This window comes from Streptomyces sp. NPDC054770, from assembly GCF_053611985.1.
The window spans coordinates 1-15038 of record NZ_JBSHBL010000055.1 but is presented as its reverse complement, the minus strand read 5'-3'; the positions used below and the strand labels follow the sequence as shown (position 1 = coordinate 15038).

Sequence of the window (15038 nt, the reverse complement as noted above, 5' to 3'; positions counted from 1 at the left end):
GCCTCATACGTCCTTTCAGTCGATGGCGCCGATCACGTTCTGGTCCCAGTCGATCACGGACCCGGTGACCACCCCGCTACGCTCAGAGAGCAGGAAGACCACGAAGTCGGCGATTTCGTCCGCCCGGCCTAGACGCCCCATGGGCAGGCTCTTGCCGGCCTGCACCCGCCAGTCGTCCCCGGCACCGTGGAAGGCGCGCTGGGTGGCGTCCTCGCCTTCGGTGTCCGTCCACCCGATGTTCAGCCCGTTGATGCGGATGCGGTCGAAGCGGTGGGCGTGCGCGGCGTTGCGGGTGAGCCCGGCCAGGCCCGCCTTGGCGGTCGAGTACGGCGTCAGGAAGGGCTGGCCGCAGTGCTCCGAGGTGGAGATGATGTTGACGATCGTCCCGGGGGCGTGCCGGGAGAGCATGTCGGCGACGGCGCCCTGCATCAGGAAGAACGGCGCGCGCAGGTTGACGGCGATGTGCGCGTCGAACAGCTCCGGCGTGGTGTCGAGCAGCGAACCGCGTGAGGTCAGGCCCGCAGAGTTGACCAGGCAGTCCACCCGCCCGAACCGGCTGACCGTGGCGGCCACCGACGCCTTGGCCTGCGCCACGTCGGCGACGTCGGTCTCGACGAAGGCGGCCTGCACTCCCATGGCGCCGAGTTCCGCGGCCAGCGCCTCGCCGGGCTCGGCACGGCGGCCGGTGAAGACAACCGCCGCCCCCTCGCGGGCCGCGGCTCGGACGACGGCGGCGCCGACTCCCTGGCTGCCCCCGCTGACCAGCACGACCTTGTCGTCCAGCAGTGTCATCTCGATCTCTCCTCGGAACGACCGGTGGGCATCCACTCGGGGTTGGCAAGCGCGGCCGGACGACGTCCGGCCAGCACGTCGGCGACGCCTCGGGCCGCGTCGGCGTAGGTCGCGGCTTCGGCGCGGATGCTCATGCCCATCAGGTGCGGGGTGAGCAGTACGTCGGGGTGGTCGAAGAGCGGATGGTGGGCGGGCGGCTCTGGATCGTAGACGTCCAGGCCGACACCGGACAGCCGACCCGCGACGAGCGCGTCCCGTACGGCGTCGAGATCCACCAGCCCGCCGCGACCGCAGTTCACCAGCACCGCCCCCGGCGTGATCGCCGTCAGGAACCGGCGGTCCACCAGGTGGCGGGTGGTGTCCGAGAGCGGCACGTGCAGGGTGATGACGTCGCTGTGCGCGGCCAGTTCGCTCAGATCGGGGCAGGTGACCGCGTCCGGCGGCGTGGCGAACGGGTCGTGGGCGAGCACCCGCATCCCGAAGGCCTCCGCGAGAGCGCCGACCCGGCGCCCGATGCGGCCGAAGCCGACGATGCCGATGGTCGCGCCGCACAGGTCGCCGACGGGGATCTCGGCGCGCCGTGCCCACTGTCCTTCCCGCACCAGCCGGTTCAGCGGTCCGAAGCGTTTGACCAGGTGCAGGGCCATGCCCAGGACGCCCTCGGCGACGGCACGGGAGCCGCTGTCCGGGGTGATCACCACCGCGATGCCGCGCGCGGTCGCCTCGGCCACGTCCACCAGGTCCACGCCGACCCCGGTGCGGGCCAGCACCCGGCAGTGGGGCATCCGGTCCAGTGTGTCCCGGTCGACCACGGCGTCGGCACGGACGATCGCGCCGACGGCCGCGGCCAGGTCGTCCGGCCCCGGGTGGGGCACGAAGGCGGCCTGCCCCCGCAGTGGCCCCTGCACCAGCGCGGGGTCGACACTGCCGAGCGCGACGACGGTGGGATCAGGCATGGGTCGCCTCGGCGTGCGTCTTGCGTCCGTAGGCGGCGTCGGGGACGGTGCTGACGGAGTGCCAGCGTCCGTCCTCGGCCGAGGCGGCGACGGCGGCGAGGACCTCGGCGTCCTGGTGGGCGTCGTAGATGGTCGCGTTGCGCTGTTCGCCGCGGGCCAGCGCGGTGAGGAACTTCTTGGCCTCGATCACCTTGAGGTCGTCGAATCCCATGCTGTTGGCCGGTCCGGGCTGGAACCGCGCGTAGTCGCCCATGGAGCCGTTGGCGAGGACCCTGGTGTAGCCGACGTTGGGTCCGCCGCGCCCGAGGCACAGTTGCAACTCGTTGAGCTGCTCGAAGTTCCAGGACGCGGAGCCCTCGGTGCCGTAGACCTCGATGGCGAGTCCGCACTGCGGGCCGACGATGACCCGGGACGCTTCCAGGGTGCCGACCGTGCCGGTGGTGTGCGGGCCGTCGGCGAAGCGGACCAGCGCGGCGACGTGGTCGTCGTTCTCGACCGGCGCCATCTCGCCGTCCTCGATGACCGCGAAGTGCGTACCGGAGCCCATGGGCAGGACGGGCCGCTCGGTGTACACGGTGGAGAGCAGCGAGCTGGCCTCGCGGATCGGTCCGACGACGTACTGGACGAGGTCGACGACATGGCTGAGCAGGTCGCCGAGTGCGCCGCTGCCGGCGAACTCGCGGCGGAAGCGCCAGGAGAGCGCGCCCTTGGGCTCGGCCGCGTAACCGCAGTAGAAGACGGAGCGGACGTTGGTGATCCGGCCGAGCGTGCCGTCCGCGACCAGTTCGCGGATGCGCTCGACCGCCGGTGCGCCACGGTAGTTGTAGCCGACCGAGGTCTCGACACCGGCCGCCCGCGCGGCGGCGGCGACCGCGGCGGTCTCGGCGACGCCGCGTCCGACCGGCTTCTCGATCCAGAACGGCTTGCCCGCCTCGGCGGCGGCGACCGCGATCTCGCGGTGCACGTGGTTGGGCCCGCAGATGGAGACCACGTCGACCTCGGGGTCGGCGAGGACCTCGCGGTAGTCGGCGGAGGCTCGGGCGTAGCCGAGCACGTCGCGGGCGTAGGCGGCGCGGTCGGGTGCGGTGTCGGCGGCGTGCACGAGTCTCGGGCGCAGGCCGAGTTCGGGGTAGACGACGGGTATGGCCTGGTAGGCGCGGGTGTGCAGCCTGCCCATCCAGCCGACGCTGATCAGGCCCACACCGAGCGTTGCCGCGTCCTCGGAGCCGTCGGATTCGTTGCCGTTGATCATGGTTGTGCTCCAGGGGGGTTCAGGGTCAGGACGCGGTGCGTGCCTGGTTCAGGTGGGCGGTGACGGCTGCGGCGAGCAACGTGGAGTCGGAGCCGATGGCGACGAAGGTCCAGCCTTCGGCGATCCGGGCGGCCGCCGCGGCCCCGTCGTTCACCAGCAGGCCGCACGCCTTGCCGTGTGCCGCGGCGGCGGCGCGGACCTTGTCCAGTGCGGCTGTGTAGACGGGCGCGGTGAACTGTCCGGGGACGCCGAGGTCGTGGCTGAGGTCGCGGGGGCCGACGAAGAGCACGTCGGCGCCGTCCAGTGCGGCGATCTTGTCGACGTCGTCCAGGGCGGCGGCCGACTCGATCTGCACCACGCCGAGGGGCCGGTCCGCCTCGCGGTCCAGTGCCGCGGGATCGAGTCCGAAGCGGCAGGCCCGGTTGTAGGTGGCCACGCCCCGGTCGCCGGCCGGCGGATAGCGCAGGTGCCGCAGCGCGGCGGCGACCTCGTGCGCGCTGTCCAGGCGGGGCAGCATCACGCCGGCCGCGCCCAGGTCGAGCACCCGCCCGATGCGGATGCGTGCCGCGGACTCGACGCGGACGACGGTCGGCACCCCGTATGCGGCGGCGGCCGGGACGAGGGCTCGTACCTGTTCCTCGCCGCCCGCGCCGTGCTCCAGGTCGAGCAGCAGCCAGTCGACTCCGGCGGCGGCGCAGACCTCGCCGACGACGGGGGCGGCGGCGCCGATGAAAGTACCCACGGTCGGGTCCCCGGCGGCCAGCCGTCGGCGCAGGCGGCCGTGGTCCAGTGGCGAACGGTCCAGCGGCGAGCGGTCCAGTGGCGAGGAGGTCATCCGAACCACCTCTGGTCGGCGAGTCCGGCCTCGTACTCGGCCCGCAGTGCGGCCACGGTCGGCTGCTCGGCGACCTCGGCGGGGGCTACGTCCCACCAGACACCTGCGCCGGGAAGGTCGGCGTGCGGGACGACGGGGACGACGATGACCACCGGGCCCTGGTGCCCCCGGGTGGAGTCGAGGGCTTCGGCGACCTGGTCGGCGGTGGTGGCCCGGACGGCGTGCGCGCCCAGCCCGGCCGCGACGCTCACCAGGTCGACGTCGAGGTAGTCGCTCTCCAGCCGGGCGGGCTTGCCGTCGGTGAGGTCCAGGGCACCGCTGCGGTAGCGGAACTCGTTGCCGAACTCGGCGCCGGTGCGGCCCATCTGGAGGCGGTGGATGACCTGGTAGCCGTGGTTCTCGGCGATAACGATGGTGACGGCGGCGCGTTCCTGTGCGGCGGTGACCAGTTCGGTGGGCGCCATCAGGAAGGTGCCGTCACCGATGAAGGTGGTGACGCGGGCCTCCGGCCGGGGTTCGGCGAGCCGGACGCCGATCGCGGCGGGCAGCTCGTAGCCCATGCAGGAGAAGCCGAACTCCAGGTGGCAGTGGCGTCCTTCGGTGGCGTCCCAGACCTTCTGCAGGTCGCCGGGCGGTCCTCCGGCGGCGGCGATGACGGTGTCGCCGGGCCGGGCGTGCTCCTGGAGCAGTCCGATGAGCTGGCCCTGGGTCAGCACCGCGTCCGTGTCGGTGACCACGTCGGAGTCGGCGGGCACCGCGCTCTTGTCGAACGGCAGGCCCGGGTCGATGGCCTGGGCGCGTACCGGGACCCACCGGGCGTGCGCGGCTTTGACACTCTCCCGCCAGGCGGCGGGGGCGGTGATCCGCCGGGCCTCGACCTCGTCGGCGAGCGCGGTCAGCGCCCGCTTGGCGTCGGCCACGATGCCGACGGCGCCCAGCCGGCCCGCGTCCTGGATGTCCAGGTTGATGCTGGCGAAGCGTACGTCGGGGTGCTGGAAGAGCGAGTGCGAGGCGGTGGCGAAGTCGGTCAGCCGGGAGCCCACGGTGAGGACGAGGTCGGCTTCCCGTGCCAGCTCGTTGACCGCCGGGGTGCCTTCCAGCCCGATGCCGCCGAGCTGCCACCAGGCACGCCGCTGCACCGCGCCCTTGCCGCCGAAGGTCTCGACGACCGGGACGCCCGCGAGTTCGGCCAGCCGCTCCAACTCGGGTGTGGCGCCGGAGTAGATGACGCCGCCGCCCGCGATGATCAGCGGTCGCCGGGCCTCGGCGAGCAGCTGCGCGACCTGTGCCACCTCGTCGGGGTCGGCGGCCGGGCGGCGGATCCGCCAGACCGTGTCGCGGAAGAGGGCGGTGGGGAAGTCGTACGCGTGCGACTGCACGTCCTGCGGGAGGGAGAGGACGACGGCGCCGGTGTGGGCGGGGTCGGTCAGCACCCGCATCGCCGCCGGAAGGGCCGTCAGCAACTGCTCGGGCCGGGTGATGCGGTCGAAGAAGCGGGCCACAGGGCGGAACGCGTCGTTGACGGAGACATCGGCCTCGCTGGGGTGCTGGAGCTGCTGGAGCACCGGGCCCTGCCGGCGTGTCGCGTAGCTGTCGCCGGGCAGCAGCAGCACCGGCAGCCGGTTGACGGTGGCCAGGCCGGCGCCGGTGACCATGTTCAGCGCGCCGGGACCGATCGAGGCGGTGACGGCGAGGGTGGCGTGGCGCCGGGCGTGCTTGGCGTAGCCGGTGGCCAGGTGGACGAGGGCCTGTTCGTTGCGGCCCTGGACGAACGGCATCCGGTCCGAGAACTGGTCGAGCGCCTGCCCGAGCCCCGCGACGTTGCCGTGGCCGAAGATGCCGCAGGTGGCCGGGATGAGCCGCCGCCGTTCACCGTCGGCGTCGCTGTACTGGTGGGAGAGATAGGAGACGACGGCCTGGGCCACGGTCAGCCGGGTCGTGGGCTCGGGGCGGGACGCACTCACGAGGAGCTTCCTTCCTTCTGTACGACGCTGTACGAGGGACACGAACAGGGGGTGTTCACCAGGGGCGGCCGTGCAGGACGACGGTCTTGGCCTCGGTCATCTCCTCGACCGCGGCGCGCGGGCCCTCCTTGCCGATGCCGCTGCCCTTGAGCCCGCCGTAGGGCATCAGGTCGGCGCGCCACAGGGGGGTCCAGTTGATGTGCACGGTGCCCGCGTCGATCTCCCGGATGGCCCGGACGGCGCCGCTGACGTCGCTGGTGAAGATGCCCGCGCCCAGTCCGTACGCGGTGCCGTTGGCCTGGGCGATCGCCGACTGCCAGTCCTCGGCGGTACTGACGGCGACGGCGGGGCCGAACAGTTCGTCCTGGCTGAACGGCGAGCCGGGTGCCACGTCCGCGACCACCGCGGGCGTGATGACCGCGCCGTCCCGCTCACCGCCGGTCAGCAGCCGGGCGCCGCCCGAGACGGCGTCGGCGATGGACGCGCTGACGCGTTCCGCCTCCTGCTGAGTGATCAGCGTGCCGATCCCGGTGTCCGCCGACGCGGGGTCGCCGGTGCGGATGGCTTCGACCTTGGGCACCAGCGCGTCCAGGAAGTCGCCGCTGATCGCGGGGTGGGTGATGACGCGTTGCACGGAGATGCAGACCTGGCCGGCGTTGATGTAGCCGCCGAGGGCGACGGCGCTCGCCGCGGCCTCGATGTCGGCGTCCGGGAGTATCACCACCGGGCAGGAGGCGCCCAGTTCAAGGGACAGTTTCTTCACGCCCGCCCTGCGGGTGATGTGCTCGCCGGTCGAGGTCGAGCCGGTGAAGGAGACCTTGCGCACCCGGGGGTCCGAGACCAGTGCGTCGCCGAGCACCCCGCCCGGCCCCGTCAGTACGGAGAGGACGCCGTCCGGCAGGCCCGCGTCGACGAAGCACGCGGCGAGCGCGAGCGCGGTCAGCGGTGTCGTACGGGCGGGCTTGAGCACGACCGCGTTGCCGGCGGCGAGCGCGGGTGCGAGCTTGTGAAGTACCAGGAGCGCGGGGTAGTTGAACGGGGTGATGGCGACGACCACTCCGCAGGGCTGGCGGACGGTGAACCCGATCTTGTCGTGGCCGGTGCCCCGGTTGGCGTCCAGCGGCAGCGTGTCGCCGTAGAGGTGGGCGCCCTCGAAGGCGGCCAGCCGGATGATGTCGCCGGAGCGGCCCGCCTCGCCGGTCGCCTCGGTGATCGTCTTTCCGGTCTCGGCACTGATCAGTCGTGCTGTCTCCGCGGCCCGCCGGTCGGCGAGTTTGGCCGCGTCGAAGAGAATCCGCATCCGCTCGTGGGCGGGTGTCGCGCGCCAGACGGCCGCGCCCGCCTCGGCCGCCGCCAGCGCGGCCTCCACGTCCTTCACTCCGGCCACGGGTACGACCCCCACGGCCGCGCCGTCGAACGGCGAGGTCACTTCCTCGGCCGCGCCCGAGAGCGCGGGCGTCCAGGTACCGCCGATCAGCATGTCCACCATGACAACTACCAATCCACAGGGGTTACTTACGAGAGATGAGGGCTCAGCGGTTGGTGCTGAACGCGGCGTCGAACTGCCGGTCGGAGGCTTCCGCGGCGACCGAGCGGACGAAGCGCAGCGCCTCCGGCGCGGCGGTCTCCCGGTCCAGGCCGACGTCCTCCCACTCGACGGAGAGCGGGCCGTCGTAGCCGAGGCGGTTGAGTGCGCGCATGATCTCCTCCCAGTCGATGCCGCCGCGTCCGACGGTGCGGAAGTCCCAGCCGCGCCGGGGGTCGCCGAAGGGGAGGTGGGAGGCGATGATGCCGTTGCGGCCGTTGAGGCGGCGGGTGGCGTCCTTGCAGTGGACGTGGGTCACGCGGTCGCCGTGGCCCTCCAGGAAGGCGACCGGGTCGACCTGCTGCCAGTGCAGATGGCTGGGGTCGAAGTTGATGCCGAACGCCGGGTGTTGCATGGCGGCGAGGGTGCGCTCGGTGGTCCAGTAGTCGTAGGCGATCTCCGCGGGGTGGATCTCCAGGCCGAAGACGACGCCCTCGGCCTGGAAGACGTCCAGGATCGGGGTCCAGCGCGCCACGAAGTCGTCGAAGCCCGCGTCGATGGTCTGAGCCGAGACGGGCGGGAAGCCTGCCAGCATGTACCAGATGCTGGAGCCGGTGAAGCCGTTCACCCGGGTGACGCCCAGTGCGGCGGCGGCCCGCGCGGTGTCGGCCATCTCGGCCGCGGCCCTGGCCCGCACCCCCTCGGGTTCGCCGTCGCCCCACACGTGGGGCGGCAGCACGTCACGGTGCCGGTGGTCGAGGGGGACGTCGCAGACGGCCTGGCCGGTCAGATGGTTGGAGATCGCCCAGACCCCGAGGCCGTGGCGCTCCAGGAGGGCGCGCTGCCGCTTGACGTACCCGGGGTCGGTGACGGCTTGGCGAACGTCGAAGTGGTCGCCCCAGCAGGCCAGTTCGAGGCCGTCGTAGCCCCATTCGTCTGCCTTCCGGGCGAGTTCCTCGATCGGCATGTCGGCCCATTGGCCGGTGAAGAGCGTGACGGGGCGTCGGCTCATGGTGGAGGCTCCGATTCAGGCGTTTCCGGTGCGCAGCCGCAGCTGCGCCGGACGATCAGGTCGAGTGGCACCCGCGTCGCGGTGGGGTGCTCGGTCTTCGGTGCACCGCCGGACTTGCGGACCTCAAGGGCGTCCAGCAGCATCCGCGCGCTGATTTCGCCGAGTTCGCGGTCGTGCCGGCGCAGGGCGGTCATCGGCGGGTCGAGCAGGTCGCTGGAGACCGGGTCGTCGAAGGAGACCAGGGCGATCTCGGTGCCGACCCGGTACCGGTCGGCGCGCAGCTGACGGAGTGCGCCGAGGGCGAGGGTGTCGCCTGCCGCGATGACGGCGGTCGGCGGATCGTCCGCCCGCATGAGCTCGGCCACCGCCTGTTGCGCGCTGGCCTCGGTCCACTCGTGGTCGCCGTAGGCCAGGTACTCCGGGGGCACCGGCAGCCGCCGCCCGCCCATTTCGTTGCGGAAGGCCTCCAGCCGTTCCGTGGCGGGTGCGTTCTCCAGGCGCAGGATCCGGTCGGTCGGACCGGGCGGCACGCCCAGGAAGGCGATCTTGGTGTGGCCGTGGACGACCGCCAGGTGTTCCACGAGGGTGGCCATGCCCCCGACGTTGTCCGGGCTGACGTAGCCCAGGCCGGTGTCCCGGATGACGTGGTCGAAGAAGACGACCGGTCCCCGGTCCGGAACGTAGCCGCCGCTGGTGGCGACCAGCAGTCCGTCGACCTGGCGGTCCTGGAGGGTGCGCAGGGCGGCGGTCTCGTGCTGGGCGTCGCGCTCGGTGTTCATCACGACGACCTGGTAGCCGGCGGCTTCCAGCACGTTCTGGGCCGACTTGAGCACCGCGGCGTAGAAGGCGATGGCGATGTCGGGGACGACGACGCCGACGAGCATGGAGGACTGGGTGCGCAGGGACCGCGCCGAGATGTTGCGCCGGAAGCCCAGCGCGGTCGCCGCCTCGACGACCTTCCGCTGCGTGTCGGCCGGGATGCGGGGGTTGCCGTCCAGCGCCCGGCTGACCGTGGACACGGACACTCCGGCCATCGCGGCGACGTCGGTCAGGGTGGGACGGCGTCGGCGGGACGGATCGACCGGACCGGGTGTCTGGTCCTGGCTGGAAGGCATCGGGGCTCCTTACAAGGGCGGTCTCTGCGGCGAGCCGACGCTATTTGGTCGCTCGGGCGAAGACACTGCCACGCGTCAGGATCGAATCCACAGTCGCCGCGAGGACGAGGATGGATCCCTCGGCGACGTACTTGACCACGGTCTCCGCACCGATCAGGTCGAGGCCGTTGGAGATGGAACCGATCACCAGCGCGCCGAGCAGGGCGTCCCAGACACTGCCGCGGCCGCCGAACAGACTCGTCCCGCCGATCACCGCCGCGGCGATGGACTCCAGCAGCACCGTGCCGGTGCCGGAGGAGGCCGACACCCCGAGCAGGCGTGAGGCGGCGAGGATGCCGCCGAGCGCGGCCAGCGCACCCGCCAGGCTGAAGGCGATCATCTTGGCCCGGGCCACCGGGATGCCGGCCCGACGGGCGGCGTCCGGGTTGGCGCCGACGGCGTAGAGGTGCAGGCCGAAGCGGGTCTGTGTGGTGACGTAGCTGAACACGGCGAGCAGCGCGAACAGGATCACCACGGGGAGGGGCACCCCGAGATAGCTGTTGAGCACGGCCACGGCGGTGACACTGGCGGCGCCGACCAGGATGCCGGGGACGACCACCTCACGCACCACGCTGATGTCGATGCCCCGGCGCCGGGACTCCCCCACAGCCAGCAGGCGCAGCAGGACGAAGGCGATGATGCCTACGGCCGTGAGTGTCCACCCCAGGGCGGGTGACAGGAAGGTGCTGGACAGCGTGGCGATGCCGGTGCCGAAGAGGCTGACCTGCCCGGTGCCGCCGGGCAGCAGGACCAGGATCGCGCCGAGCAGCATGAGCTGGGCGCCCAGGGTGACGACGAAGGACGGCACCCCGAACTGGGTGACCACGGCTCCCTGGATCAGGCCGATCGCCGCTCCGGCCGCGATCCCGGCCAGCAGGCCGAGCCAGGCGGGCCAGTCGTGGTTGACCACGAGGATCGCGGTGAGTGCCGCCGCCGCTCCGCTGTTGGCGGCGACCGAGAGGTCGATCTCGGCGAGCAGCAGGACGAAGACGATGCCCAGGGCGATCGTCGCGGTGACGACGATCTGCACCAGCAGGTTGGTGATGTTGCGGTTGCCCATGAACGCGCTGTCCTGGGCGGTGAAGAAGGCCCAGATCACGGCCAGCATGAGGACGACGGGGACGAAGCGGTACCGTCCGGCGATGGCGTCGAGCGCCTGCCGGCGGCGGGACTGGCGGCCCTCGACGCGCGCGACGGGCGGCGGGGAGGAAGAAGAGGAAGTGGCGGCGACGGCCGCGGGCGACTGGTTCGATGTGGTCATTGGGCCGAGATTCCTGTGATGGCGGCGACGAGCTGGTCCGAGTTGGTGGTCCGTTCGCTGTTGTCGAACTCGGCGACCTTGTTGCCCAGGCGCAGGACGACGATGCGGTCGGCGATCTCCAGGACGTCACGCAGGGCGTGCGAGATCAGCACGATCGCGCAACCGTGCTCGGCGCGCAGTCGGCGGATCAGGTTGAGTACGCCGGTGCTCTGCTCGACGCCGAGCGCCGCTGTCGGTTCGTCCATCAGGACGAGCCGCGGGTCGGAGAGGGTGGAGCGGCAGACGGCGATGGACTGCCGCTGGCCGCCCGAGAGACGGCCGACCGGAGTGCGCAGGGAGGGGATCTTCGCTCCCAGGCGGCGGATGGTCTCCTGCGCCCGGTGTTCCATGTCCGCGCGGCGCAGGCGCGCGCCGCGCAGCAGGGGGCCGGTCTCCTCCCGGCCGAGGAAGAGGTTCTGGACGGTGTCGAGGTTGTCGCAGAGAGCGAGGTCCTGGTAGACGGTCTCGATGCCGAGCGCCGTGGAATCGACCGGGCGGCGCAGTTCGACCGGCTTGCCGTCGAAACGGATCTCGCCACCGTCGGCGGGCTGAAGCCCGGAGATGATCTTCATCAGGGTCGACTTGCCCGCTCCGTTGTCGCCGACCACGGCCACGATCTCGCCGTGGCCGACGGTGAGGTCGATGCCCTCCAGGGCGTGCACGCCACCGAAGAGCTTGACCACCTGGCGGAGTTCGAGGAGCGGGGCCGCCGTGGTCACGGCGGCCGTTTCCTTGCTCATCCCATTTCCTTCTTGCAGGTCGCCGTGGCGGCGGTGGGACCCGTGCAGATCTGCTTCCAGGTCCAGACGCCGTCCTTGACGAGCGTGGCGACCGTGTCGGCGTGCAGGTCCTGTACGGGGAGGAAGGCCGCCGGGACACCGGGCTTCATGAAGCCGTTGTCCACGTAGCCGTCGACCTCGCTCTTGTCGATCTTGCCGTTCTTGAGCAGCTGCACCGTCAGTTCGGCGGCCTTGGCGGCCTGCAGCTTGAACGGCTTGTAGACGGTGCCGTACTGGTAGCCGAGCAGGATGTACTGGACCGCCTGGAGGTCGGCGTCCTGGCCGCCGATCACCGGTACCTTGCCGGTCAGCGACTGGGCCTTGAGCGCGGCGATGGAACCGCCGGCGGTGCCGTCGTTCATCACGACGACGGCGTCGATCTTGTTGTTGGTCTTGGTCAGGCACTGCTCCATCTCGGACTGCGCCTTGGCCGGGTCCCAGTTGGGCGTGTAGGTCTCGCAGGCGACCTTGACCTTGCCGGCCTTCACCAGCGGCTCGATGTACTGGTCCTGGCCCTTCTTGTACTGGGTCGTGCCGTAGTCGCCCTGGTTGCCGTAGATGCGGGCGATGACCTTGGGCTTGGCGGTGGTGCCGCCGGCGAGCACCTTGGCGGCGTCCTGGCCCTGGTTCTGGCCGACCGACAGCGAGTTGAAGACGACCTGCGCCGCCGCCGGGCCGCCACGGGCGTCGTGGTCGTAGAGCAGCACGGGGACCTTGGCGACGGACGCCTTCTGGAGCGCGCCGCCCGCGATGTAGGGGTCGGCGGCGACCAGCACGATCGCGGACGCGCCGCCCGAGATGGCGGTCTCGACCTGCTGGACCTGCTTCTGCGGGTCGTTCTCGGCGTTCTGGATGACGACCTTTGCGTCCGGCATGGCCTTCTTCATCGCGGCCTTGAAGTCGGGGCCGTCCTGAGTGGTGAAGCGCACGGTCGTGGTGTTGGGCAGCAGCATGTAGACGGTCTTGCCGCCACTCGCGGTGCCACTGCCCCCGCCGGAACCGCAGGCGGCGACCAGCAGGGCCGCCGCCGGAAGGGCGGCCAGGCGTACGGCAAGTCTTCGTGAACAGGGCAAACGGCGCATGGATGGCACTCCTTCGTGAATCCGGCCCTCAGAGTGCGCAAACCTTTGCACCGAGGTTTCTGCCGGGTCAACACTTTGAGCCAAAGAAGATGGCGACATCGAGATATCGTTTGCACAACGGTGCGCGGCCTGGACACGGGGTGTGGCGCAAGAAGCGCACGTCCGCTGACACTTACCGACGAGTCGCACCCTCGGCCGCTCCCGCAGCGGAGGCCGTGGGGCGGATGTCTCGGTTCGGACACACGGCTGGGGCGCGCCCGGGCCGCCGGGTCGTGAGGGCGGTCATCGCCGGGCGGATCGCGACCTTGGACCGGGAGAGGATGTCAGGCAAGAGGATTCATCCCCCTGCCGATGAACCCCGTGCACCGCGAGATGGCCTGATCCTCTCCTCGGCCGCCGACGGCACCGGATCAGAAGTCGGAGTTCCAGACCCGTGCATACTGAAACAAGAGGTGTCTCGCGCCGTATCGATTGCATCGCCGAAGACCCCCGCAGGCATGTCCGAAGAACTTAGAGCGGCGGTACCGAACCGATGCCGAATATCGGTGATTCATGCCACGGCGGTGTTCACCGGTCCTTGGCGCGGAACGGGTCCGTCACCTCGTACGGCACGGCGGTGCGCTAGGGCGGCGCCGACGGAACCCTGAGGGATGGAACACACCGCACCCTTTGGGTTCGGTGGCAGCGGTGAACCAGATGGTGCGGCCAATGCCGAGGGATGCCTAGTACACCTCGTGAAAGCTGAGTTTGCACGCCACGAAGCGACGGCATGACCAGGAAATATCTGCGTAACCTGTGAAAAATGCGGGGCACCGGAGCTGTGTGGCCGAAATTTACACAGCGTTTTCCGAGCAGGACTTCTTAGCGTTGCGGACGTTGTCCGGGCGGTCTGCGCGGGCCGATGAATTGTGGCGATCAGTCGCCACTGACAAAGGAGTCTGCTTTGGTGGAGAGGCGTACGTTCATCGCGGGAGCCGCAGCGGCCGGGGCCGTGGCGATTGTGGGCGGGGCGACTCTCGGCGCCGCGGCCGAACCGAACGAGACGGCTTCCACGGCCGGCCACGTCCGAGCGGCGACCGCGATCACGAAGGTGTTCGGAGACGGTCAGAAGCTCATCGCCGTGGCCGTCGAGTACGACCGTGACATCGACGGCTCCACCCTCTCGACGTCCACGTTCGCCGTCACCGGCCGGACGGTCACCAAGGTCTACGCGAACCGGGCGGCCGAACTGGCCGAGCGGGGAAGGGACGGCCGGTTCGTCATCGTCGAACTCTCGCCCGACGACGAAGCGGCGGCGCTGTGGGTGACGCAGCAGGGCGGTGGCGGCACCGGGGGCGGCACGTCGACGGGCTCCCCCAGTCCCAGCCCGAGCGACTCGAGCGGCACCGGCGGCGCCCCGGGGGGCGGCGGACCGAAGGTCGGCGACACCACGCCGGGCGGCACGATCGTGGCGGCCTCGGCCTCGATCGTCCAGAAGGACACCGTCACCACGACGCACGGCGCCGGCCTCCCGGCCACCGGCACCACGGTGACGACCAGCGCCGTGACGAACCTGATCGTGGACGACTTCCAGCAGTTCACCTTCGACGACCCCGCCACCGGCCAGACCCTGAAGTACAACCTCTTCATCCCGAAGGGGTACAACCCCCGCAAGCGCTACCCGCTCGTGCTGTTCATGCACGACGCGAGCGTCGTCAACGTCGCCACCGAGGGTCCGCTGGTCCAGGGCCTGGGAGCGGTGTGCTGGGCCAGTGCCGAGGACCAGGCCAGGCACGAGAGTTTCGTCCTCGCCCCCGAGTACGGCGCCGTGGTCATCGACGACGACTACGAACCCTCGACGCTGTTCGACGCCACGGCCAACCTCGTCCAGGCCGTGACCGAGCAGTACTCCATCGACGAGAACCGCCGCTACACGACCGGCCAGTCGATGGGCGCGATGATGTCGCTGGGTCTGAACATCAGGTACCCGGACCTGTTCGCGGCCGCGTTCATCGTCGCCGGCCAGTGGCCCGCCGAACAGGTCGCACCGCTGGCCGACAAGAAGCTGTGGATCATCGTCTCCCAGGACGACGACAAGGCCTACCCCGGTGAGAACGCCATCACCGCCGCCATCGAGGACGCGGGCACCCAGGTCGCCACCGCGGTGTGGGACGGCCAGTCCACCGCCCCCCAGTTCGCCGCGGACGTCCGCAACCTGAAGGCCCAGAAGGCGCCGGTCAACTACGCCTCCTTCCTCACCGGCACGACCGTCACGGCCGACTCCGGCACCAGCGCCCACATGGGTACCTGGCGCATCGCGTACACCATCCCGGGCGTCCGGGACTGGATCATGCGGCAGTCCAAGTAGGACACCGCCGCAAGGGGCGGGTCCGGTGCCGACACGGCCC

General features: G+C 71.0%; 11 protein-coding genes and 1 pseudogene. 1 reads left to right on the top strand and 11 read right to left on the bottom strand.

Translation table 11 applies throughout. The features are described 5' to 3' along the window. Positions 1-15: 15 nt before the first annotated feature. The 11 genes and pseudogenes from ACWGKQ_RS36005 to ACWGKQ_RS35955 all read right to left on the bottom strand — a co-directional run bounded on the left by ACWGKQ_RS36005 (position 16) and on the right by ACWGKQ_RS35955 (position 12651). Positions 16-792 carry an SDR family oxidoreductase gene (locus ACWGKQ_RS36005; RefSeq protein WP_453296238.1) on the bottom strand — a complete coding sequence of 259 codons (777 nt, stop codon included), beginning with the start codon at positions 790-792 and terminating at the stop codon, positions 16-18. Then, positions 789-1748: an NAD(P)-dependent oxidoreductase gene (locus ACWGKQ_RS36000; protein WP_453296237.1), complete on the bottom strand. Its 960-nt coding sequence runs from the start codon at positions 1746-1748 to the stop codon at positions 789-791. Before ACWGKQ_RS36000 ends, ACWGKQ_RS36005 begins: the two co-directional genes overlap by 4 nt. Further along, positions 1741-3000 (bottom strand): Gfo/Idh/MocA family protein, encoded by a 1260-nt coding sequence (locus ACWGKQ_RS35995; RefSeq protein WP_453296236.1) that lies wholly within the window; start codon positions 2998-3000, stop codon positions 1741-1743. Before ACWGKQ_RS35995 ends, ACWGKQ_RS36000 begins: the two co-directional genes overlap by 8 nt. 25 nt (positions 3001-3025) lie before the next feature. Beyond that, positions 3026-3835, bottom strand: coding sequence for an HpcH/HpaI aldolase family protein (locus ACWGKQ_RS35990; protein ID WP_453296235.1), 810 nt, complete (start codon positions 3833-3835; stop codon positions 3026-3028). Continuing rightward, positions 3832-5799 carry a 3D-(3,5/4)-trihydroxycyclohexane-1,2-dione acylhydrolase (decyclizing) gene (gene iolD / locus ACWGKQ_RS35985; protein ID WP_453296234.1) on the bottom strand — a complete coding sequence of 656 codons (1968 nt, stop codon included), beginning with the start codon at positions 5797-5799 and terminating at the stop codon, positions 3832-3834. The genes ACWGKQ_RS35990 and iolD overlap by 4 nt, the downstream gene beginning before the upstream one ends. Before the next feature lie 55 nt (positions 5800-5854). After that, positions 5855-7288, bottom strand: a complete 1434-nt coding sequence (locus ACWGKQ_RS35980) for an aldehyde dehydrogenase family protein (RefSeq protein ID WP_453296233.1) — start codon at positions 7286-7288, stop codon at positions 5855-5857. Positions 7289-7331: 43 nt separating this feature from the next. After that, on the bottom strand, positions 7332-8336 hold the full coding sequence (locus ACWGKQ_RS35975) for a sugar phosphate isomerase/epimerase family protein (RefSeq protein ID WP_453296232.1): 1005 nt from the start codon (positions 8334-8336) through the stop codon (positions 7332-7334). Between the two features lie 50 nt (positions 8337-8386). Beyond that, positions 8387-9451 (bottom strand): annotated as a pseudogene (locus tag ACWGKQ_RS35970) (LacI family DNA-binding transcriptional regulator); the annotation flags it as partial. 40 nt (positions 9452-9491) lie between these two features. Then, positions 9492-10751, bottom strand: coding sequence for a sugar ABC transporter permease (locus ACWGKQ_RS35965; protein WP_453296231.1), 1260 nt, complete (start codon positions 10749-10751; stop codon positions 9492-9494). Then, positions 10748-11530 (bottom strand): ATP-binding cassette domain-containing protein, encoded by a 783-nt coding sequence (locus ACWGKQ_RS35960; RefSeq protein WP_453296230.1) that lies wholly within the window; start codon positions 11528-11530, stop codon positions 10748-10750. The genes ACWGKQ_RS35965 and ACWGKQ_RS35960 overlap by 4 nt, the downstream gene beginning before the upstream one ends. Further along, complete coding sequence (locus tag ACWGKQ_RS35955) at positions 11527-12651, bottom strand: ABC transporter substrate-binding protein (RefSeq protein ID WP_453296229.1); 1125 nt, start codon at positions 12649-12651, stop codon at positions 11527-11529. Before ACWGKQ_RS35955 ends, ACWGKQ_RS35960 begins: the two co-directional genes overlap by 4 nt. Before the next feature lie 946 nt (positions 12652-13597). On the opposite strand from ACWGKQ_RS35955, the gene ACWGKQ_RS35950 reads away from it, so the two are divergent. Then, the gene (locus ACWGKQ_RS35950) at positions 13598-14998 is read left to right on the top strand and encodes an alpha/beta hydrolase-fold protein (protein ID WP_453296228.1); all 1401 of its coding nucleotides are present in this window, start codon (positions 13598-13600) and stop codon (positions 14996-14998) included. Positions 14999-15038: the final 40 nt, after the last annotated feature.